This window comes from Streptacidiphilus sp. P02-A3a, from assembly GCF_014084105.1.
Taxonomy (GTDB): Bacteria; Actinomycetota; Actinomycetes; order Streptomycetales; family Streptomycetaceae; genus Streptacidiphilus.
Window position 1 is genome coordinate 1221544 of sequence record NZ_CP048289.1, and the last position, 21334, is coordinate 1242877.

General features: G+C 71.6%; 16 protein-coding genes and 1 riboswitch. Of the genes, 3 read left to right on the forward strand and 13 right to left on the reverse strand.

Annotated features, from left to right (window positions below):
* Positions 1-94: 94 nt before the first annotated feature.
* From GXP74_RS05675 to GXP74_RS05690, 4 genes are all read right to left on the reverse strand, one after another.
* A complete protein-coding gene (locus GXP74_RS05675) occupies positions 95-781 on the reverse strand; it encodes a 2OG-Fe(II) oxygenase (protein WP_182450317.1) in 687 nt (228 codons plus the stop codon).
* Positions 778-1185: a tail fiber domain-containing protein gene (locus GXP74_RS05680; protein WP_182450318.1), complete on the reverse strand. Its 408-nt coding sequence runs from the start codon at positions 1183-1185 to the stop codon at positions 778-780. The genes GXP74_RS05675 and GXP74_RS05680 overlap by 4 nt, the downstream gene beginning before the upstream one ends.
* A gap of 2 nt (positions 1186-1187) precedes the next feature.
* Complete coding sequence (locus tag GXP74_RS05685) at positions 1188-1727, reverse strand: hypothetical protein (RefSeq protein ID WP_182450319.1); 540 nt, start codon at positions 1725-1727, stop codon at positions 1188-1190.
* Positions 1728-2418: 691 nt separating this feature from the next.
* The gene (locus tag GXP74_RS05690) at positions 2419-2748 is read right to left on the reverse strand and encodes a hypothetical protein (protein ID WP_182450320.1); all 330 of its coding nucleotides are present in this window, start codon (positions 2746-2748) and stop codon (positions 2419-2421) included.
* Here GXP74_RS05690 and GXP74_RS05695 point away from each other — a divergent pair.
* The gene (locus GXP74_RS05695; RefSeq protein ID WP_182450321.1) at positions 2702-8890 is read left to right on the forward strand and encodes an RHS repeat domain-containing protein; all 6189 of its coding nucleotides are present in this window, start codon (positions 2702-2704) and stop codon (positions 8888-8890) included. The genes GXP74_RS05690 and GXP74_RS05695 overlap by 47 nt on opposite strands.
* Before the next feature lie 41 nt (positions 8891-8931).
* Positions 8932-9348, forward strand: coding sequence for a hypothetical protein (locus GXP74_RS05700; RefSeq protein WP_182450322.1), 417 nt, complete (start codon positions 8932-8934; stop codon positions 9346-9348).
* A gap of 127 nt (positions 9349-9475) precedes the next feature.
* Here the strand turns inward: GXP74_RS05700 and GXP74_RS05705 are convergent, their stop codons facing one another.
* The 3 genes from GXP74_RS05705 to GXP74_RS05715 form a co-directional block, all read right to left on the reverse strand.
* On the reverse strand, positions 9476-10498 hold the full coding sequence (locus tag GXP74_RS05705) for a ribonucleotide-diphosphate reductase subunit beta (protein WP_182450323.1): 1023 nt from the start codon (positions 10496-10498) through the stop codon (positions 9476-9478).
* Positions 10498-12879, reverse strand: a complete 2382-nt coding sequence (locus GXP74_RS05710) for a ribonucleoside-diphosphate reductase subunit alpha (protein WP_182456163.1) — start codon at positions 12877-12879, stop codon at positions 10498-10500. The genes GXP74_RS05705 and GXP74_RS05710 overlap by 1 nt, the downstream gene beginning before the upstream one ends.
* Positions 12880-13025: 146 nt before the next feature.
* A riboswitch (cobalamin riboswitch) is annotated at positions 13026-13197 on the reverse strand.
* 11 nt (positions 13198-13208) lie between these two features.
* The gene (locus tag GXP74_RS05715; protein WP_182450324.1) at positions 13209-13709 is read right to left on the reverse strand and encodes a GNAT family N-acetyltransferase; all 501 of its coding nucleotides are present in this window, start codon (positions 13707-13709) and stop codon (positions 13209-13211) included.
* Positions 13710-13838: 129 nt separating this feature from the next.
* On the opposite strand from GXP74_RS05715, the gene GXP74_RS05720 reads away from it, so the two are divergent.
* Positions 13839-14606, forward strand: coding sequence for an LPXTG cell wall anchor domain-containing protein (locus GXP74_RS05720; protein WP_182450325.1), 768 nt, complete (start codon positions 13839-13841; stop codon positions 14604-14606).
* Here the strand turns inward: GXP74_RS05720 and GXP74_RS05725 are convergent.
* The 6 genes from GXP74_RS05725 to pgsB form a co-directional block, all read right to left on the reverse strand.
* Positions 14590-15426, reverse strand: coding sequence for a tyrosine-protein phosphatase (locus GXP74_RS05725; protein ID WP_182450326.1), 837 nt, complete (start codon positions 15424-15426; stop codon positions 14590-14592). The genes GXP74_RS05720 and GXP74_RS05725 overlap by 17 nt on opposite strands.
* A gap of 26 nt (positions 15427-15452) precedes the next feature.
* Positions 15453-17180: a phospho-sugar mutase gene (locus GXP74_RS05730; protein WP_182450327.1), complete on the reverse strand. Its 1728-nt coding sequence runs from the start codon at positions 17178-17180 to the stop codon at positions 15453-15455.
* A 65-nt stretch (positions 17181-17245) separates the two neighbouring features.
* Positions 17246-18064: a purine-nucleoside phosphorylase gene (locus GXP74_RS05735; protein WP_182450328.1), complete on the reverse strand. Its 819-nt coding sequence runs from the start codon at positions 18062-18064 to the stop codon at positions 17246-17248.
* A 132-nt stretch (positions 18065-18196) separates the two neighbouring features.
* Positions 18197-19258, reverse strand: a complete 1062-nt coding sequence (locus GXP74_RS05740; RefSeq protein WP_182450329.1) for an NlpC/P60 family protein — start codon at positions 19256-19258, stop codon at positions 18197-18199.
* A gap of 80 nt (positions 19259-19338) precedes the next feature.
* The gene (locus GXP74_RS05745; protein WP_182450330.1) at positions 19339-19821 is read right to left on the reverse strand and encodes a poly-gamma-glutamate biosynthesis protein PgsC/CapC; all 483 of its coding nucleotides are present in this window, start codon (positions 19819-19821) and stop codon (positions 19339-19341) included.
* Complete coding sequence (gene pgsB / locus GXP74_RS05750; RefSeq protein ID WP_182450331.1) at positions 19818-21326, reverse strand: poly-gamma-glutamate synthase PgsB; 1509 nt, start codon at positions 21324-21326, stop codon at positions 19818-19820. Before pgsB ends, GXP74_RS05745 begins: the two co-directional genes overlap by 4 nt.
* Positions 21327-21334 lie beyond the last annotated feature (8 nt).

Sequence of the window (21334 nt, forward strand, 5' to 3'; positions counted from 1 at the left end):
CTGGCGGATCACAAGACGGCCGGGTGTTCGACTGTGGTTGCGAGGGTTCTCGACGGTCCTGTAACGGCGGGCGGACCGCCGGGGCCCTGCTCGTTCACGGGTTCTGGCGGGGGGCCGGTTCCGGGCTGCAGAGCCAGCCGTTGAGGGCGAAGCGGCTGTCGCGGTGACGGCCGGTCGGGCAGACGACCGGGCGGACCTCGTGCCAGGCGGTGGGGAGGAAGAAGACGATGCTGTCGTGTTCGGGTTCCCAGTCGCGCCAGGTGCGTTGCCGCCAGTCGCCGGTGGTCCCGGTGTGCAGCGGCAGGGCGGCGTCGAAGACGCGGAGTTCGCCGCCGGTGAAGGGGCGCGGGGTGCGGTGCAGGTAGTAGACGAAGGTGAGCAGGCGGCGCGGGGCGTGCGCGGGGGTGGTGTCCTGGTGCGAGCGGTAGAAGTCGCCGTCGTTGTGCACGTTGAGGCTGTACTCGGGTTCGGTGTGCCGACAGTCGACGCCCAGCGTGTGCTCGACCGCCGGCAGCACCTCGTGGACGGCCGCCAGCAGTTCGGGCGCGGCGAAGTGCGCGGCGGACCGGGAGCGGCGGATCTCGGGGATCACCTCCTGGTTGTCGACCGTGGAGGGCCGCAGGGTGTCGCCGGTGGCGGCGACGGCGCGCTCCAGCAGGGTGCCGCTGGTCCGCGCGCCCAGGAACTGGGTGATCCGGCAGACGGTCACCGGCAGTCGCCAGATCGCGTCCTCGCTCAGCGGCGACCGCTGCTCCGGAGCGCTGTCCTGACGGGTGGTCATCGGCTGCTGCCCTCCGGCTCGGAGCGAACGGTCGCGGCCTCGCGCAGGCGGGCCACTTCGGCGCTGAGTTCTTCCACGCGGCGGTGCAGGGCCTGGACGCAGACCAGGGTGACGCCGAGCCCGTCGACGACGGGGATGCTGGTGGGGTCCTGGTTGAAGCCGAAGGCGGCCTGCCAGTCCTGGGCCATCGGGCCGAGGTGGCGCACGTTCTCGGGCTCCCAGAGGTAGCGCCAGCTGCTGACCGGCAGCGCGGCCACGGTCTCCAGCAGCGCGTAGCCGTTGACCGGGCCGCCCGCTCCGACCGGGGCCGGGGCCGTGGCCGCTGCCAGATCCGGGGTCGCGGTCGGGGTCGCGGTCGGGGCCGTGGGGGCGGCCGGTCGGGACCGCCGGTGGAAGATCCGCATGGCTACCGGCTCCAGTCCACCGGGACCAGGTCCAGCTTGAGGCCGCGGTCGCTGCAGACCGAGCAGGGGTTGCCCGGGACGCCGGGGCCCTGGTCGGTGCCGATGGTGATGGCTCCGTGGGCCCCGGCCGGGGCGTGCACGCCGTCGCCGACCAGCGCCGCCTCGTAGCCGCCGAGCAGTTCCTGAAGCGTGCCGGGGCCGAAGTCCTCCGGGGCGGAGATCGCGGCGATGCCGGAGTCGTCGGTGTAGGCGATCCCCAGCGTCCGGCCGCCCATGGTGGCGAAGACGATCTTCATGCCGGGGATGGGCTGCCCGGTCACCGCGTTGGACGCCATCGCGCTGATGTTCTCCAACTGCAACTGGGTGACGTTCAGGGTGGCCTGGCTGGCGGTGAGCCTGGTCGGCTCCAGGGCTGGGCACTGCGCTCCGCTGCACGACGCGGTCGACGGGGTGCTCGCGGACGCGGTGACCCCGCTCCCCACACCCAGCGACGCCAGCGCCGCGGCCATCACCGCGACCGACTTACGACCTACAGAACTCATGACCACTCCCATGGGAATCGCCGGAGCGTGATCCGCAGCGCCGGACGACGGCCGGAGCGGCCGGAGCGGCCGGGACGGCCGGGGCGGATGCGGCACGCGACGGGTGCCGCCTCCATCGGACGACGTGACCGAGCGTAGCCATGCCCATCTGGCCCAACCAGCTGTCAGATGCTGGTTCGCACTATCTGATGAACCGCCAGCAGCCGGGTGACGAACACGACCGGGCCACGCAAACCAGTGAGCGAGGCGCTGCCCGCTGAGCCGAAGCGGCACACGTATGTAACGTGGTTTTCCAAGTGACTTCTCTCACAGTTCAGTTCATCCGGCTAATGCGCTCTATATCCGAACCTGCGCTCCTCTTCTTAACATTGACGTGCTGACTTGCTGATCCATTCCTGGGATTGTCGCTTCGGCGGTTCCGAGTTGATCTCTCGTGTCCGCTCTTCTGCATGCTCACAAGCTTGTTGACGAGGGGTTCGCTGATGATGCGGGGTGGGGGAGGCCGGGCGTGGTTCGCGCTGCGCTCGGCTGGGACAGCGGTACTGACAGTGGCGGCCGTGGTCGTCTCGATGGGTGTCGCGCCGAATGTCCAGGCGGCGGCGCCAGTTCGTGCCAGTACACCGAAGCCGGCAACCAGTCAGGCGGTCAAGGGAGTTACCTCGGTCGCCGCGCACTTCGCGACGCCGCACAGTCAGGCGGCCACCGAGTACCGGCCGACGGCCAGGAAGCTGCCGACGGCGTATTCGGCGGTGGCGAACCTGACCGGCGCGGGCGCGGCAGCGGCAGCGGGTACCGGTGCCGGAGCGGGTGCGGGAGAGGCCGCCGCGAGCGGTCGCGCTGCCGCGGGTACGGCGAACTCCGGTCCGGTGTCGGTCCGGGCCGTGGCCCCGAAGGGCGGGCGGTACGCCGGGCCCGCGTCGGCCAGGGTGACGATGCTGGGCCAGGCCGCGGCCGCGAAGGCCGGGGTGAACGGGGTGGTCTTCAGTCTCGCCCCGCAGGGCTCGGGCCGGGGTACGGCCAAGGTCAGCCTGGACTACTCGTCCTTCGCCCAGCTGTACGGCGGCGGCTACGGCTCCCGGTTGAGCCTGGTCCAGCTGCCCGCCTGTGTGCTGACGACACCTCAGATAGCTTCCTGCCAGCGGCAGACGCCGCTCCAGTCGAGCAACAACGCCTCGGTCGAGACGGTCAGCGCGCAGGTGGCGCTCGGCGGAGCCGCGGCGCAGCCGATGGTCCTCGCCGCAGTCAGCGGCGGTTCCGCCGGTGACGGCGGTGGGCCGTCCGGCAACTACTCGGCGACGACGCTGAAGGCCTCGGGTTCGTGGGCCGAGGGCGGCTCCACGGGTTCGTTCACCTACAGCTACCCGATCGCCGCCCCGCAGGCTCCGTCGGCGGTCGTGCCGAACCTCGCGCTGAGTTACGACTCGGGGTCGGTGGACGGGCAGACCTCGGCGACCCAGGCCCAGTCCTCCTGGGTCGGTGACGGCTGGTCACTGCCGCAGTCCTTCATCGAGCAGTCCTACACGTCCTGCGCGGACAACCCCGAGGGCACGGCCTCGCCGTCGAAGACCTCCGACGAGTGCTGGGACGGCTGGAACCTGACGCTGTCGCTGAACGGCAGCTCGACGGCCCTGGTCTACAACGCGACCAAGGACACGTTCGTCCCGGAGGACGGCGACGGTGACGTGGTCACCCACGTCACCGGCTCCAACAACGGCTCCAAGACCTACAACACCGACTACTGGACCGTCACCGAGCGCAACGGTGAGGAGTTCGAGTTCGGCCGCAACGAGCTGCCGGGGTGGGCGTCGGGCAAGGCGACCACGAACTCGGTGGACTACACGCAGGTGTACTCGGCGCACTCGGGCGACCCCTGCTACAGCAGTTCGGGTTTCTCCGCCTCGGGCTGTGTGATGGCGTACCGGTGGAACCTGGACTACGTCAAGGACGTGCACGGGGACGCGATGGCGTACTACTACGACCAGTCGACGAACTCGTACGGCAAGGACAACACCACCACGCCGGTCAGCTACATCCGGGACTCGTACCTGGACCACGTCGACTACGGCTTCGCCGACGGCAACGCCTACGGCACCGTTCCGGACAAGGTCACCTTCGCCACCGGTGACCGCTGCGTGCTGGGCACCTCCAGTTGCGACCCGTTGAACTCGACCACCAAGGCCAACTGGCCGGACGTGCCGTTCGACCTGGTCTGCTCCTCCACCACGACCTGTTCCGCACATGCCCCCTCGTACTTCTCCACGGTGCGGTTGACCTCGATCGCGACCGAGCAGTACTCGGTGGCGCAGGCGAAGTACCTGCCGGTGGACTCCTGGGCGCTGGACCAGACGATGCCGGTGACCGGGGACGGCAACGCCACCCTGTGGCTCCAGTCGATCACCCACACCGGCTCCGACGCCCAGGGCGGGGGATCCAGCACACCGATCGCGATGCCCTCGGTGGCCTTCGGTGCGGTGGACCTGCCGAACCGGGTGGACACGGTGACCGACGGGTTGCCGCCGCTGTACCGGTTCCGGATCAACTCGATCACCAACGAGTCCGGTTCGGTGACCGGGGTGGACTACGAGCTGACCAGTCCGTGCACCGGTCCGGTCACTCTCACCGCGTCCGCGAACACCTCCTCCTGCTACCCGGTGTACTGGACGCCGCAGGGCTACAGCGCGCCGTTCCTGGACTGGTTCAACAAGTACGCGGTGCAGGAGGTCACCGAGACCGACCCGACCGGCGGCGCGCCGGTGATGGCCACCTCGTACCAGTACGCGAACCCCGCCTGGCACTTCGACGACAACGAGGTGGTCGAGGCCAAGTACCGTACCTACGGCGAGTGGCGCGGCTACGGGGACGTCAAGACGTTCACCGGTGACGGGGTCAACGATCCGCGGACCGAGTCCGAGGCGCACTACTACCAGGGCATGTCGGACGACAACGACAGCACCACCGTCAACGTCACCGACTCCCAGGGCGGCACCCACGACGACACCGACCAGCTGGCCGGGCAGACCCTGGAAAGCACCTCGTACCTGGGTGCCGGTGGGCCGGTGGACTCGTCGGAGATCACCTCGTACTGGGTGTCGGACCCGCTCGCCACGCAGAGCCAGAGCGGGTTGCCCGCCCTGACCGCCAACGTCGTCGGACCGGTGGAGACCTGGAGCCGTCAGGCGATCACCGACACCGGCTCGACCAGCTGGCGGATCAAGGAGAGCGACACCACCTACGACGCGACCCTGACCGACACCGACTTCGGCCTCGCCACCGAGGTCTACACGCACACGGTGCCGGTGAACACGGCCTACGACCAGTGCACCAGCACCACCTACGCGCTCGCCAACACCACGCTGAACCTGGTCGGCCTGCAGTCCGGCAGCGAGGAGGACTCGGTCGCCTGCGGCGGGTTCACCGAGGGCGCCACCAGCAGTGTTCCGGGCAGCGTGAACACGCTGACCGCGCCGGGCACGGTCGCGCGCCCGGCCCAGGTGGTCTCCGCCACCCGGACGTTCTACGACGACCCGACCGACGCCAAGACCTGGCCGCAGCCGACGCTGACCTTCCCGCAGACCACCGCGCCCTCACTGGGCATGGTCTCGATCAGCCAGACCGCCTCCGGGTACAGCGGTGGCGCCTTCACCTGGCAGACCACCAAGGCGCAGGTGATGGACAGCATCGGCCGGGTGACGGACAGCTACGACGCGGACGGCAAGGACACCAAGTCCGCCTACACCCTCAACAGCCTCGGTCTGGTCACCGCCAGCACCACGACCAACGCCCTCGGCCAGACCACCTCGACCACCCTGGACACCGCCCGTGGCCTGGCACTGACCAGCACCGACGCCAACGGCGTGGTGACCACCTCGGACTACGACACGCTGGGCCGGGTCACCTCGGTCTGGGAGGACTCGCGGGCGACCACGAGCCCGGCGAACGAGGTCTACACGTATCTGGTCTCGGACACGGGGGTGACCGCGACGACGACGCAGACGCTGAACGACGAGGCCGGGTACACGCTGTCGACGGTGATCTACGACGCGTTGCTGCGGCCGAGGCAGACCCAGACCTCCACCCCGCAGGGCGGGCGGCTGGTCACCGACACCTTCTACGACACCCGTGGCTGGAAGTCGGCCACCTACAACGGCTGGTGGGACTCGACGACCGGGCCGAACACCACGCTGGTGTCGGCGGCGAACCTCAAGGACGAGGTGCCGAACCAGGACTACTACACCTACGACGGCCTGGGCCGGGTGGTGGTCGACTCCTCGGAGAAGGACAACGTGGTGGTCTCCACCACCACGACCGTCCACAACGGCGACCGCACCACCGTCATCCCGCCCAGCGGCGGCACGGTCACGGCCACGGTCACCGACCCGCTGGGCCGGACCAGTGAGCTGGACAGCTACAGCACCGCGCCGACGCTGAACACCCCGGCCAACACCTTCACCGGGATCTGGACCGTGTCCGGCGGCACGCAGGTGCCCACCACCTACGGCTACGACGGGCAGGGGCAGCAGACCACGGTCACCGCCGGTGGCAGCACCTGGACCACCACCTACAACGCGCTGGGCCAGGCCACCGCCAAGTCGGACCCGGACGCGGGCACGTCCACCATGGTCTACGACCCGATGGGCAGCCTGGTGCAGACCACCGACTCGCGCGGCAGGACGATCAGCTACACCTACGACGCGCTCGGCCGGAAGACCGCCGAGTACGACGCCGCCAGCACCGCCCAGTCCAGCGCCAACGAGATCAACTCGTGGGTCTACGACAACAGCAACAACGCGGTGGCCGGGATGACCGACCCGATCGGCCAGACCACCACGACCACCGCGTACAGCAACGGCGCCGCGTACACCACCCAGTCGCTGGGGTTCAACGTCTTCGGTGAGTCCCTCGGCGAGACGGTGACCATCCCCTCCGCCGAGGGGGCGCTGGCGGGCTCGTACACCTTCCAGGACGCGTACACCGCCAACACCGGCCTGCTGGACGCGGTGCGTTCACCGGCCGCCGGCGGCCTGCCGCAGGAGACCGTCACCAGCACCTACACCACCGCGTTGGACCTCCCCTCCGGCCTGGCCGGGGCGAGCCCCTACGCGCAGTCCACCGACTACGACGCCTACGGCCACATCACCCAGGAGACCATCGGGTCGATCGGCAGCGAGGCGTACCTCACCAACACCTACGACCCGCACACCAACCGGCTCACCGACCAGCTGGTCACCGGTGAGACGGCGACCCCGACCGACATCGACAACGAGGCCTACAGCTACGACCTGGACGGGAACATCACCGCCCAGACCGAGACCCGAGCCGGATCCAGCGCCAGCAGCGAGACCCAGTGCTACCAGTACGACGGCCTGGACCACCTCACCCAGGCCTGGACCGCCACCGACTCCTGCGCGGCCACGCCCACCACGGGCAACTCCGCCACCGTCGGCGACGGCATCGCCAGCGGCGCGTACTGGACCAGCTGGACCTACGACGCACTGGGCAACCGCCAGAGCGAGACCGACTACTCCACCACCGGCGGTACCGCCACCACGACGAACGACAGCTACAACGGCGCCGGGGGCAGCGTCAACCAGCCGCACACGCTGACCTCCACCAGCACCACCGGAGCCGGCACCGGCAGCACCGCCTACGGCTACGACACCGCCGGCGACATGACCAGCCGGACCACCCCCAGCACCGGCAGCCAGACCCTGAACTGGAACGACGCCGGGCAGCTGAGCTCCATCACCGGCGGCACCGCCGGGAACAGCAGCTTCGTCTACGACGCCGACGGCAGTGTGCTGCTGGAGAAGGACCCCGGTACCACCACCCTCTACCTGCCCAGCGAGCAGCTCGCGCTGAACACCGGTACCGGCAGCGCGGCGGGCACCGTCGTCGGCACCCGCTACTACACCCTGCCCGGCGGCGGCGCGGCCGTGCGGACCGGCTACTCGGCCACCAACAGCAGCAGCAACGCCTTCGAGATCACCGACCAGCACGGCACCAGCGACCTCTACCTCGACTCCACCGCGCAGGTGCCGACCTGGCGCCAGTTCACCCCGTTCGGAGCGCCGCGCGGCACCACCACCAGCTGGCTGGACAACCGCGGCTTCCTGAACGCCCCCAACGACAGCAGCACCGGCCTGACCCTCGTCGGCGCCCGTGAGTACGACCCCGACACCGGCCGATTCCTCAGCCTCGACCCGCTCTTCGAGGCCACCAGCCTGCAACAGCTCAACGGCTACAGCTACGCGGGCGGCAACCCGATCACCCACAGCGACCCGAGCGGCCTGATGTACTTCCAGGACGGCGTGGGCGCGGGCAGCCTCCAGGCCCTCGAACACCAGTGGGCCGTGCTCGCGGAGAGCTCCCGGCAGAGCACGCCGGTCAGCCACACCGTCCAGCACTACGACTACCTCCCGGGCGAGGGCTACCCCGACATCACCAACTCCTACTCGGCGGAGCGCCAGGGCAGCCAGTTCTACATCCCGAGGAACTGGTGGCTGACCACGACCAACGACCATGCCGGGCGCGGGCCGTTGCTCTCGACCAGCGGTCTGTGGGCGACGGGGTGCGACAGCAGTATCTTCTGCTCGATCTCCAACAACACCCTGCTCTACGGCTCCGGGGCCTTCGGCGGGACGATCCCGTTCCTGAACGCCCCGAAGGTACGCACGGTGGCTCAGGCGCTGGTGACCGCGGGACAGAACACCAGGACGCATCCCGGTGCGGTCACTCTGGAGAACGCCGCCCGTGGGGGGACGCCGGAGGAGCGGGTGGCGGCCAAGGCCGCCACGTTCAGCAGCGAGATGAGCGGCGCTGCCAATGACGTCAGCCCGCTGCTGACCAAGTTCGGCTACGGCGCCTCCGCGGCCGGCGGCGTCGCGGCCGGATGGGGCGAATGGGACGCCACCCACAACTGGTTGAAGACCGCGGCCGTGGCCACGAGCGACACGGGCGTGAACGTGGCGTCCGGTGCGATAGGTGCCTCTGCCGGTGGTTTCCTCGCGGGGGTGGCCACCACCAGCGTCGAGGGAGCCGAGCTCGGGACCGTCGTCGGGCCCTGGGGTACCGTGGTGGGCGCCGCTGGTGGTGCCATCGTGGGAGCGGCGGCGGGCTTCGTCGCCGACAACGGCGTGAACTGGGTCATCAACAACATCTTCTGAGGTACGACGAGCGCGGCCACCGGCCGCCGGACAGGTGTCACATGGGTTCGCTCTTGGTCAGTGTGCTGGCGGCTCTGGTGTTCCTCTTCATGGGCGGGATCATGATCAGGAACGGCCGCCGGGTTTGGCGCGGTGGCGGCGCGGTGTCGGCGCGCACTCGGCTGGTGGTCTATTCGAACCAGACCAGTGCCGGTGTCGAGCGGGCCATGCCGGTCCTGGGCGCCTTCGCGATGTGGGCGGCGGTGCTGGTGCCGGCGGTCTTCCTGGCGAAGCACGGCGGCTCGATATCGGGTGCGGCCCGGGTGGTTGCCGCCGTCTCGTGCATCGGGGCGGTCGGATGCGCCTGGACCGGGATCTTCATCATCTGGTTCAACCGGCCGAAGTTCCTGGTCGCGCCGCACCTGCGGAGCGCGCCGGGCACGATGACCAGGAAGCGGGGCACCAGCAGCCCGCGCTGATCGGGGCTGCCGCCCCTGTGCCAGGGCCCTCGGGCCGACGGCCGTCCGCACCGGGACGGCCGATCGGGCCGAGGGCCCTGGGCGTTCCCCGGTCCGTCGGGACCGGGGAACGGGGGTGCGGGCGGGGTCAGAAGTCGTCGTCGAAGGAGACGGAGCCCTCGACCGCGACCTGGTAGGCCGAGACCCGGCGTTCGAAGAAGTTGGTGAGCTCCTGCACGCCCTGGAGCTCCATGAAGCCGAACGGGTTCTCCGAGCCGTAGCGGACCGGGAGGCCGAGCCGGACCAGCCGCTGGTCGGCCACGCACTGCAGGTACTCGCGCATGGAGTCGGTGTTCATGCCCGGCAGGCCGTCGCCGCACAGGTCGCGGGCGAACTGCAACTCGGCCTCGACCGCCTCTTCCAGCATCGCGGTGACCTGTGCGCTCAGCTCGTCGTCCCAGAGCTCGGGCTCCTCGGCGCGGACGGTGTCGACCACCTGGAAGGCGAAGTCCATGTGCATGGACTCGTCGCGGAACACCCAGTTGGTGCCGGTCGCCAGGCCGTGCAGCAGGCCGCGCGAGCGGAACCAGTAGACGTAGGCGAAGGCGCCGTAGAAGAACAGGCCCTCGATGCAGGCCGCGAAGCAGATCAGGTTGAGCAGGAAGCGGCGGCGGTCGGCCTGCGTCCGCAGTGCGTCCAGCTTCTCCACCTCGTTGATCCAGCGGAAGCAGAACTGGGCCTTCTCGCGGATGGAGGGGATGTTCTCGACCGCCGCGAAGGCCGCGTTGCGGTCCTCCGGGTCGGGCAGGTAGGTGTCCAGCAGGGTCAGGTAGAACTGGACGTGCACGGCCTCCTCGAACAGCTGGCGGGACAGGTACAGCCGCGCCTCGGGCGAGTTGATGTGCTTGTACAGGGTCAGCACCAGGTTGTTGGAGACGATGGAGTCGCCGGTCGCGAAGAAGGCGACCAGGCGGCCCAGCAGGTGCCGCTCGTCCGCGCTGAGCTTGGCCAGGTCGGCCACGTCCGAGTGCAGGTCCACCTCCTCCACGGTCCAGGTGTTCTTGATGGCGTTGCGGTAGTGCTCGTAGAAGTCCGGGTAGCGCATCGGACGCAGGGTCAGTTCGAAGCCCGGGTCGAGCAGGTTCTTCGTCGCGTTGGCAGGGGTGGTCATTACTGGCAGGCCTCGCAGGACTCGGGGTTTTCGAGGGAGCAGGCGACCACTGCTTCGTCCTCGGCGATCGGAAGGGGCGCGGACGCGGCGGGGGCGGCCTGGGCCTGGGCGGCGCGGGCGATCCGGGTCGCCGGTCGGGAGCGCAGGTAGTACGTGGTCTTCAGGCCGGTCTTCCAGGCGTAGGCGTACATCGAGCTGAGCTTGCCGATGGTGGGCGAGGCCAGGAAGAGGTTCAGCGACTGGCTCTGGTCGAGGTACGGCATCCGGGCCGCCGCCAGGTCGATCAGCGCGCGCTGCGGCAGCTCCCAGGCCGTGCGGTAGAGCGACTTCAGCTCCTCCGGCAGGCCGGGGATCTCCAGCGCCGACCCGTTGGCCTCGCGCAGCGACTCGCGGGCGGCGGCGGTCCACAGCCCGCGCGCCTTGAGGTCGGCCACCAGGTACGGGTTGACCTGGAGGAACTCGCCGCTCAGGGTCTCCCGCTTGAACAGGTTGGAGACCTGCGGCTCGATGCACTCGTACACGCCCGCGATGGAGGCGATGGTCGCGGTCGGCGCGATCGCCAGCAGCAGCGAGTTGCGCAGGCCGGTGGCGGCCACCCGCTCGCGCAGCGCGGTCCAGCGCTCCGGCCAGGTCGGGGCGGTGCTGAAGTGGTCGATGTGCAGCTGGCCCCGGGCGGCGCGGGTCTCGGCGTACGCCTCGTGCCGGCCCAGCCGCTCGGCCAGCTCGCAACTGGTCTCGTAGGCCGCGAGCATGATCCGCTCGGCCAGCCGGGTGGACAGCTCCTTGGCCTCGGCCGAGTCGAAGTCCAGGCGGCGCTTGAAGAAGACGTCCTGAAGGCCCATCACGCCCAGACCCACCGGCCGCCAGCGGGAGTTGGAGGCGGCGGCCTCGGGGGTCGGGTAGAAGTTGATGTCCACCACCCGGTCCAGGAAGGTCACCGCGGTACGGACGGTCCGGTCCAGCCGCTCCCAGTCGACCTCGCCGTCGGGCAGCAGGTGCGCGCCGAGGTTGACCGAGCCGAGGTTGCAGACGGCGGTCTCGGAGTCGTCGGTGACCTCCAGGATCTCGGTGCACAGGTTGGACGAGTGCACCGTGCGGCCCGGCAGCGCGGTCTGGTTGGCGGACCGGTTGGAGGCGTCCTTGAAGGTCATCCAGCCGTTGCCGGTCTGCGCCAGGGTGCGCATCATCCGCGCGTACAGGGTGCGCGCCGGGATGGTGCGCACGGCCAGGCCGGCGACCTCGGCCTTGGTGTAGGCGGCGTCGAACTCCGCGCCCCACAGGTCCACCAGCTCCGGGACGTCGCCGGGGGAGAACAGCGACCACTCGGCGTCGGCCTCGACCCGGCGCATGAACTCGTCCGGGATCCAGTGCGCCAGGTTGAGGTTGTGGGTGCGCCGGGCCTCCTCGCCGGTGCTGTCCCGCAGCTCCAGGAACTCCTCGATGTCGGCGTGCCAGGTCTCCAGGTAGACGCAGGCGGCGCCCTTGCGCCGACCGCCCTGGTTCACCGCCGCGACCGAGGAGTCCAGCGTGCGCAGGAACGGCACGATGCCGTTGGACTGCCCGTTGGTGCCCCGGATCAGGCTGCCGCGCGAGCGGATCCGGCTGTACGACAGGCCGATGCCGCCCGCGTGCTTGCTCAGCCGGGCGATCTGCGCGTAGCGGGCGTAGATCGAGTCCAGCTCGTCGAGCGGGGAGTCCAGCAGGTAGCAGGAGGACATCTGCGGGTGCCGGGTACCGGAGTTGAACAGGGTGGGCGAGGAGGGCAGGTACTCCAGCCGGCTCATCAGCCGGTACAGCTCGGCCACCTCCGCCACCGAGGTCGCGTCCCCTCCGATCTGCAGCCCGCAGGCGACGCGGAGCAGGAAGTGCTGCGGGGTCTCGATGACCTGACGGGTGATCGGGTGCCGCAGCAGGTAGCGGGAGTAGACCGTGCGCAGGCCGAAGTACTCGAAGCGGTCGTCGCCCGCCTGGTCGATCACCGCGTCCAGGGTCGCGGCGTGGGCGGCCACGTAGTCGGCGGTGGCGTCGCCGATCAGGCCCTCGCGGTGGCCGACCGCGATCGAGGCGGCGAAGCAGGTCGAGCCCTGACCGGCGGCCTCCTCGCGGATCTCCTCGGCCAGCAGCCGGGCGGCCAGCCGGGAGTACTGCGGGTCCTCGGCGATCAGCGCGGCGGCGGCCTCGGTGGCCAGTCCTCGCAACTCGGCGTAGTCGGCGCCGCCACTGCGGCCGCGCAGGGCGGCGGCGGCGACCCGGCCCGGATCCACCTCGGCCAGGTCGGCGGAGCGCTCGGTCAGGGTCCGCAGCAGGGCCGCGCCGGGACCGTCCGTCTGACTGGGCAGGGTCGCGCCGGGAGCGGAGTCGTGGCGCTCGGCCTCAGGCACAAGCGTGGTGGTGGGCGACAGTTGGGCGGTCACGATTCGCTCCTCGTTGGCGGCGGCCGGTCGGCGGTGGGCCCGCGACCGGCGGAACGAGGCGTGCGGGAGCTCATGACGGCAGCGCGCAGCACATCCTCGGCCCGCCCTCGGGGCCCGGAAGTCATGCCGTCGGCAGGTAATCGGACTCGCGGCCGGGCGCCGGGGCGCAGCCGCTCACCGCTGCGGGGCAGTCCCGGGCTTGCACCGGGTTCCCCTGCATCGACAGCGAGAGTGAGCATACATCTGGTGGCGCTTCTCAGAAGCACCACCAGATGTTGTGTCCGCAGTGAGGAGATTCACGGGGCCAGTTCCAACGCGTAGGTCAGGAGTTCGATTCCCGGGACGGGGGACCAATCGCGGTCGGGGGTCCGCCGGAAGCCCAGCCGCTCATATATCCGGTGCGCGTGGACCATCGTGGGCTCCGTGGACAGCACCATCCGGACCAGTCCGAGCTCGCGGCCGCGAGCGGTGCAGGCGCGCACCAGTGCCTCGCCCGCGCCCCGGCCCCGGGCCCCCGGCGAGACCGCCAGCATCCGGAACTCGCCCTCCCGCTCCTGTGCCAGATTCGCGTACCGGCTGCCCGGCGCGGCGAAGGTCACCGACCCCAGCAGCTCGCCGCTCTCCGCGTCGACCGCCACCAGCAGCTCCGCCGCCTCCGCGCGGTCGCGCCCGTCGCGCAGGCGGGCCGCGTAGGCGTCGTCGGGACGGACGTGACCGTCGGTGATGAAGGAGTCGGCGGTGAGTCGGCCGACGGCGTCGAACTCGGCGGCGAGGGCGGGGCGGATGAGGATGTCCATCCGGGAAGTCTGCCTGAGGGGAGGGCCATACCCGAAAACGGGTGCGATACCGGAATGGGCGTACCGAGTCCGGGCCACCGGGCGTGACGTCTGGTTGCGTGTCAGATTCGGAGCGTGACTACGATGAGAATGCGTCAGACGATAGGACTGAGCCTGGCCGCGCTGGTGGCCGGGCCGCTGGTGGCCCTCGGAACGGCCGGTACCGCCTCGGCCGCGGTACCGGCGCGGGTGGGCGCGGCGGTGGACTCCGCCTGCGGGGTGAACCTCGACAACGTGGACCGGGCCCCGCTCTCGCTGCGGCTGCACGGGCTGCACCGGGTCTACCGGGCCGGTGGCGGCTGGTCGCCGGCCCGGCTGGGGCTGCGGAACCGGCTCAGCGAATCCTGCGCCGGGGTCCGGCCGGTGCTGGTGTTCGGGGCGCGCGCGGGCGTGCTGCGCCGTGGTGACGTCCGCCTGCAGTGGCGGCGGGGCGCGCGCGGCGGCTGGCAGCCGGTGCGGCTGCGGGCGGAGGAGGGGGTGCTGGCCGGGCAGGTCGGTCCGGACGCGGGGCTGACCGTCCCGGCCGGAGGCCGGGCCGGGGTGCCGCTGCGGCTGCGGATCGGGCACCGGGCGCCGCTCGGGCAGTGGCTGACGCTGGCGGTCGGCTTCGAGCCGGTGGTCCTGGAGGGGCAGTCGGTACCGCTGCCGGTGGGGGTGTCCGAGCCGTACCTGTTCCGGGTGGTCCGGGCCGGGCACCGGGGGAACGGCGGCCCGGCGGCCGGGCACCGGGAGCGCGGCGGGCCCGACTGGGGGCCGAGGCTGGCGGAGACCGGGACCGACGCCGGGGTGGCGGCCGGTGCCGCCGCCGCGCTGCTGCTCGGCGGCGGCGGGCTGGTGCTGCTCAGACGGGCCGGGTGAGCAGCTCGCGCAGTCGCCGGAGCTCGGCGTCGGTGACGCCGTGGTGCCGCAGGAACGCCTCGGCGCTGCCGTGGTGGCCGACGGTCCGCTCCAGGAACAGCGTGAGCAGCTCCGGGTGGACCGGGCGGGAGATCCGGTCCACGCCGTTCTCGTCGAGGTAGTGCACCGGCTCGCCGAGCAGGCCCAGACCGGCGTTGGAGACCAGGTAGTCGTCGGTGATGTCGGCCTCGGCCACGCCGAGGGCGGACAGCAGCACCGCCACCGTGATCCCGGTGCGGTCCTTGCCGACCGCGCAGTGGACCAGCGCGGGCAGCGCCCCCGGCTCCAGCAGCCGCCGGACGAAGGCGGCGATCGGGGGCCCGGCGACCTCGGCCATGAACACGTACATCTGCCGCAGGCCCGGGTCGGCGGCGCCCGGCTCGGCCGGGTCGAGCCCGCGGTCGGCCTGGTCGGCCGCCGCGTTCGGGTCGCCGGAGGCGGTGTCCTCGAACGGCGGCAGGGTCGGCAGCGAGACCGCCGTGTAGGACAGCCCGTGCCGCTGGTCCGGCCAGTGCACCAGCTCCGGCTCGCTGCGCAGGTCGACCACCGTGTTCAGGTCGAGCCCGGCCAACTGCCGCGCCCCCTCGGGGCCGAGGTCGCCGAGGGAGCCCGAGCGGAACAGCAGGCCCTCGCGGACCCGGCCGCCGTCGGCCGTGGCGAAGCCGCCGGCGTCGCGCAGGTTGCGCAGGCCGGGTACGTCGATCAGCCGCTCGACGCCCACGGGCACGGCGGCGTCGGCTATGCCGGGAACGGCGGTGTCGGGGGTTCCGGTGGTCTCCATGGTCGACACTCTAGGGACTGGGACTGTCACTGAGGAGGGATACCGGCGGCCTCGGCGAGGTCGCGGGTGATCGCCGCCAGGAGTTCGTCCGCCCTTGTCCGGGCGTCGTCGAGCCGGTCACCGGACCCGACCGGGAGCACCACCTCCAGGTAGCACTTGAGCTTCGGCTCGGTCCCGGACGGCCGGACCACCACCCGGGCCGAGTCGACCTGCCCACCGGCCAGCCGGTAGCGCAGCCCGTCGGTCGGCGGCAGGCCGTCCGCGCCCCGCTCCAGATCCTCCGCCCGCTCCACCCGGAGCCCGCCGAGGGCGGTCGGTGGCTGCTCGCGCAGCCGGTCCAGGGCCGCGGTGATCTGCTTCAGCTCCGGCAGCCGGACCGACAGCTGACTGGTGGCGTGCAGCCCGTGGGTCAGCGCCAGGTCGTCCAGCAGGTCGGCCAGGGTGCGGCCGGAGGCCTTGAGCACGGTGGCGAGTTCGGCGATGGCGAGGGCGGCGGTGATGCCGTCCTTGTCGCGGACCGCGTCCGGGTCGGTGCAGTAGCCCAGGGCCTCCTCGTAGCCGTAGCGCAGGCCGGGCGCGCGGGAGATCCACTTGAAGCCGGTCAGGGTCTCGGCGTAGGGGAGGCCCGCGGCCGCGGCGATCCGGGACAGCAGCGAGGAGGAGACGATGGTGGTCGCGAAGGCGCCCCGGGCCTGCCGCGCCACCAGGTGGGCGGCCAGCAGCGCGCCGACCTCGTCGCCGTGCAGCATCCGCCAGCCGGGCCCCGCGGCGGTCGGCAGCGGGACGGCCACCGCCAGCCGGTCGGCGTCCGGGTCGTTGGCCAGGACCAGGTCCGGCGCCCGCTCGTGGCCCAGTGCCGAGGCGGCGGCGAAGGCCAGGTCCATCGCCCCGGGTTCCTCCGGGTTGGGGAAGCCGAGGGTGGGGAAGTCCGGGTCGGGGTCGGCCTGGGCGGCGACCACCAGCGGGGCCGGGAAGCCCGCCCGGGCGAAGGCCGGGAGCAGCGTGTCCCGGCCGACGCCGTGCAGCGGCGTGTAGACGACCGCCAGGTCGCGCGGGGTGGCCGGGTCCAGCGTGGCCACCGCCCGGGCCAGGTAGGGCTCGACGGTCTGCTCGGCGGTCAGCGAGGTCCAGCTGTCGCCGAGCGGGATGTCCCGCAGCGAGGCGATGGCGTCGATCTCGGCGGCGATGGCGGCGTCCAGCGGCGGCACGATCTGCGCGCCGTCGCGCCAGTAGACCTTGTAGCCGTTGTCCCGGGCCGGGTTGTGGCTGGCGGTCACCATCACCCCGGCCGCCGCGCCGAGCCGACGGACGGCGAAGGCGAGCACGGGGGTGGGCAGCGGGCCCGGCAGCAGTGCCGCCCGCAGCCCCGCGCCGGTGACCGCCGCGGCGGTGTCCCGGGCGAAGGCGGCGGACTTGTGCCGGGCGTCGTAGCCGATCACCACCAGTCCGTTCGGGTCCTCCAGCCGGACCCGGGCGGCGATCCCGGCGGCGGCGCGCAGCACCACCGCCCGGTTCATCCGGGTCGGGCCGGCGCCCATCTCGCCGCGCAGCCCGGCGGTGCCGAAGCGCAGCGTGCCGTTGAAGCGTTCGGCGAGCGCGGACCAGGCCCGCGCCTCGTCCTCGGAGCCCTCGCCCTCGCCGCATTCGGCGGCGGCCAGCAGGGCGGTGAGCTCGGCCCGGGTGTCCGGATCCGGATCCTCGGCGAGCCAGGTCCGGGCGCGGGAGAGCAGGTCGGTGGCGGGGGGCGGCGTCATTGCGTCATCCGCTTTCTGTGGCATCGCTGTGGCATCGCTGTGGCTTTTTCGGTGGTGGGGGCGGTTCAGAGCCGTCCCAGCAGCTCGGCGAGCAGCGCGCCCATCCGGGCGGCGGACGCCTGGCCGGCGGCCAGCACCTCGGCGTGGTTGAGCGGCGCGCCGGTGATGCCCGCCGCCAGGTTGGTGACCAGGGACAGGCCCAGCACCTCGGCGCCGGCCTCGCGGGCGGCGATGGCCTCCAGCGCGGTCGACATGCCGACCAGGTCGGCGCCCATGGTGCGGACCATCCGGATCTCGGCCGGGGTCTCGTAGTGCGGTCCGGGGAACTGGGCGTACACGCCCTCCTCCAGGCCGGGCTCGATCTCCTGGCAGAGGGCGCGCAGCCGGGGCGAGTACAGGTCGGTGAGGTCGACGAAGTTGGCGCCGACGATCGGCGAGGCCCCGGTCAGGTTCAGGTGGTCGCTGATCAGCACCGGTTGGCCGGGCACCATGCCCGGGCGCAGGCCGCCGCAGCCGTTGGTGAGCACCACCGTCCGGCACCCGGCGGCGACCGCGGTGCGGACGCCGTGCGCGACGGCGGCCACGCCGTGGCCCTCGTAGTAGTGCGTCCGTCCGAGGAAGACCAGGGCTCGGGCGTCGCCCATCCGGATCGAGCGGACCTTGCCCGAGTGGCCGGCGACGGCGGGCGGCGGGAACCCGGGGAGCTCGGTCACCGGGAACTCCTGGTCGGGGGCGCCCAGTTCGTCGGCGGCCGGGACCCAGCCCGACCCCATCACCAGCGCCACGCTGTGGTGTTCGGCGCCGGTGAGGGCGCGCACGGCGGCGGCGGCGTCCTTGGCGGCGGCGCGGGGATCGGCGATGACCGGCTGCAGATATGCGTTCACGGGACGAGAATATCCACGGACCCTACGCGCGTAGAAGCATGATGGGCCGATGTCCCGGTTTGGGTTCGCCCGGTTCGGCCGCGACCCGCCCGCGCCACGGCCGTCGCGCGGCTGTGCCGGAAGGGCCTCTGCTCAGAGGCGGCGGGCGACCCGCAGGCCCGCGGCGTAGAAGCCGTTGCCGTCCAGGACGCCGGTTCCGGCCAGGTCGCCGAAGGTCGGGCCGTTGGCCTGGGAGCGGCTGGAGAGGAAGCGCGGGTGGCCCTCGGTGTCCGGGCCGAGGTACATGCCGCAGTGGTCGATCTCGATCGGCTTGCCGATGTTGATGGCGAAGAAGACCAGGTCACCCGGTTGCAGCAGGCCGATGTCGGTGGGCCGGGACTTGGTGTCCGGGATCAGCAGCACGCCGGGCGCGTAGGAGGCGATGGCGAAGGCCCGGCGCGGCAGGCCCACCCCGGCGGTGTTGCTGGTGTGCATCGGGTAGCCGCCCCGGTAGCCCCAGACGAGCCGCATGTAGCCGGAGCAGTCGACGTCGCCGTAGCGCGCCTTCTCCGGCTGCATGGTGACGCCGTCCTGGAACTTCCAGGAGGTGCCCAGGTAGTCGTAGAAGTCCGACTTCTCGTCGTGGTAGTGGAACGACATCTCCGACTGCCCGGGGACGACCGGGCCGAAGGACGCGTCGCCCGCGTACCGCACGCCCTGGGCGTCGTACAGGTCGGGTGCCTTGTCCTCGTACTGCATCGCCATGCCCAGGATGTCCAGGTCGCTGCTGCCGAGGATCTTCGGGAACCAGGACCTGAACCAGGCGCTGGTCTCCGCGCCCTCGCTCCAGGCGGACGGCATCAGCCGCACCCAGGCGTCGGACTGGATGACGGCGGTGGTGGTCCGCGGCTCGGTCCAGGTCCGGGAGGGGCCGGTGAGCAGCGCGCTGCGGGCGCCGTCGGTGAACACCCCCACCTGGTTGCCGTTGGAGTCGGTGACCACGGTGCGGTCGGGCCCGGACTGGCGGCTGTACTGGTACGTGGCGGCCTTGCCCGGGGCGGCCGGGCTGCTGGTCTCGGCGACCGGGGCGCTGTCCGGCTGGGCCGGGTGCCGCCGGGCGTTCAGCTCGACGCCGAGCGCCCCGGCGACACCGGCGAGGACCACGACACCACTGCCGCCGAGGATCTGGCGACGGGACAGCTTGGGGGACGGCATAACGGGCTCCGTTTCCGAGGGTCGGGTGGCCGGAATCTGTTGGCCGGGTCAGTCGGCGGGCGGGTCAGTCGGCGGGCGGGTCAGTTGGTGGGCAGGGCTCCGAGCAGCAGCCCGGCGGTGAGCACGACGTAGGTGGCCAGGGTCACCGCCGAGGTCGAGATCAGGGTGGCCGCCCGGGGCTGGCGCACCAGCTGGTAGGCGATCAGCCCGGGCACCACGAAGCCCAGCGTCTCCGAGCTGTAGAGCAGCGGGAACTGGCTCTGCAGCGCGAACATCACGGTCATCTGCAGCAGCACCGCGATCAGCACCACGGCCGCGAACAGCCGCTTCCCGTACAGGATCACCACCCGCTGGAGCAGCACCGTGGCGAGGTAGGTGACGGCGGTGACGGCGAGCACCAGTCCGGCCCGCTGGAGGTCGGTGACCAGGGTCAGCGCCAGCCAGCCGGGGGTGATCATGCCGCCGGGGGAGAGGTTGGTGGTCAGGTAGCAGATCAGTGAGAAGACCAGGCCGAGGGCGATACCCAGGGTGGCGACCTCGGAGGTGACATCGGCGGGTATCACAGGGACTTCCTCGTCTGCGGCTGCTCGCGGTACTGGTGCTGTTGGTGATTCTGGCGCACGACCGGTCCCGGGTGCCGCGCAGGGTCCTGCCGCGCCGGGTCCGACTGCTGGGCCGGGTCCGACTGCTGGGCCGGGCCCGACGGCTTGGCCGGGTCCGGCAGTCGGAGGATCCGCTGCTGGAGCGTCGGGTGGTCCTCCGTCTCCTGGTGCCAGCGGGGTTCCGGCGGCCGGGCGACGCTGATGGCCAGGGTCGGGCTGTCCAGCGCGCCCCAGACCTCGGTCGGGTGGTCGGTGCGGGCGGCGGCCTGGTCGGCGTCCGGCTCCTCGTCCAGCGGGAGGTCGGCCAGGCAGTCCAGGAACAGCTCGCCCTGGCCGTGGATGTTGCCGATGGCGATCAGCGAGGAGTCCGGCGGCAGCTCGGCCAGCAGGTCCAGGGTCAGCTGCTGCGGGTCGCGCCGGTCGCCGCCGAGGTCCACCACCCGGCCCTGCCAGTCGGCCGGGATCCCGTCGCGGGCGCTCTTGGTCGGGTGGCCGATCAGGAACACCGTGTCCGGGGCGAGGTCCGGCACGATCGCGCCCATCTGCGCGTTGCGCTCCACCCGGTCCGGGCGGCAGTTGATCACCACGTTCAGCGGCCGGTGGATCGCGCCCAGGCCCAGCAGCTGGTTGACGTTCATCAGGGTGGACTCGGGGTCGTTGGCGGCGAAGACGTTGGCGAAGCGCAGCCGCTTGCCGTCCTCGGTGCGGTAGCGCTCGACCGAGAGCACGCCCGGGTCCGGCGGGGCCTCCCACATGCCGCGCAGCGCGGTCTCCCGGTCCACGCCCAGGAGTTCGGCCACGGCCAGGGCGATGGCCACGTTCTCCTTGAAGGTGAACCAGCTGAAGCCGCGCAGTTCGGCGTCGCTGACCGTCTCCGGATCGACCGCGATCAGCCGGCAGTTCCGCTTGTCGGCCTCCTGCTGGAGGATGTGCAGCCGGTCCCGCTCGGCGGTCACGCAGACCCCGCCGACCGGCATCGAGCGCGACAGCGAGCGGGCGACGTCGTCCAGGGTCGGGCCCATCTCGGCCAGGTGGTCCTCGCGGACGTTGCAGAGCACGCCGATGGTGGAGCGGATCAGCTTCTGCTGGTTGATCTCCTGTAGCGCGGGCATCACCGCCATGCACTCGATCACCAGCGCGTCCGGCCGGTAGGTCGCCGCGCGCCGGACGATGCCGATCTGCTCGACCACGTTGGCGATGCCGAACTTCCGGTACACCGGCTCCTCGGTGGCGTCCGGGTGGATGAAGCGGGCCGCGGTACCGGTGGTCTTCGCGACGGTGACCAGGTCACCGCCGCGCAGCGCGCCCGCGCACAGCCGGGTGATCGAGCTCTTCCCCCGGATGCCGTTGACCAGCACGCGTACCGGTATCTGGTCCAGCGCCGAGTCGTGCCGTCGCTGCTCCAGCACGCCCGCGACCAGCAGTCCGGCGCAGCAGATGAGCAGCACGATGTAGAGGAAAGTCACCGAAACGT

Excerpts from the sequence above, each read along its gene's own strand:
- GXP74_RS05730 (WP_182450327.1), bottom strand. The coding sequence starts at position 17,180 with ATGACGCCGCCCCCCGCCACCGACCTGCTCTCCCGCGCCCGGACCTGG.
- GXP74_RS05680 (WP_182450318.1), bottom strand. The coding sequence starts at position 1,185 with ATGCGGATCTTCCACCGGCGGTCCCGACCGGCCGCCCCCACGGCCCCG.
- GXP74_RS05685 (WP_182450319.1), bottom strand. The coding sequence starts at position 1,727 with ATGAGTTCTGTAGGTCGTAAGTCGGTCGCGGTGATGGCCGCGGCGCTG.
- GXP74_RS05675 (WP_182450317.1), bottom strand. The coding sequence starts at position 781 with ATGACCACCCGTCAGGACAGCGCTCCGGAGCAGCGGTCGCCGCTGAGC.
- GXP74_RS05715 (WP_182450324.1), bottom strand. The coding sequence starts at position 13,709 with ATGGACATCCTCATCCGCCCCGCCCTCGCCGCCGAGTTCGACGCCGTC.
- GXP74_RS05740 (WP_182450329.1), bottom strand. The coding sequence starts at position 19,258 with ATGCCGTCCCCCAAGCTGTCCCGTCGCCAGATCCTCGGCGGCAGTGGT.
- GXP74_RS05700 (WP_182450322.1), top strand. The coding sequence starts at position 8,932 with ATGGGTTCGCTCTTGGTCAGTGTGCTGGCGGCTCTGGTGTTCCTCTTC.
- GXP74_RS05705 (WP_182450323.1), bottom strand. The coding sequence starts at position 10,498 with ATGACCACCCCTGCCAACGCGACGAAGAACCTGCTCGACCCGGGCTTC.
- GXP74_RS05725 (WP_182450326.1), bottom strand. The coding sequence starts at position 15,426 with ATGGAGACCACCGGAACCCCCGACACCGCCGTTCCCGGCATAGCCGAC.
- GXP74_RS05720 (WP_182450325.1), top strand. The coding sequence starts at position 13,839 with ATGCGTCAGACGATAGGACTGAGCCTGGCCGCGCTGGTGGCCGGGCCG.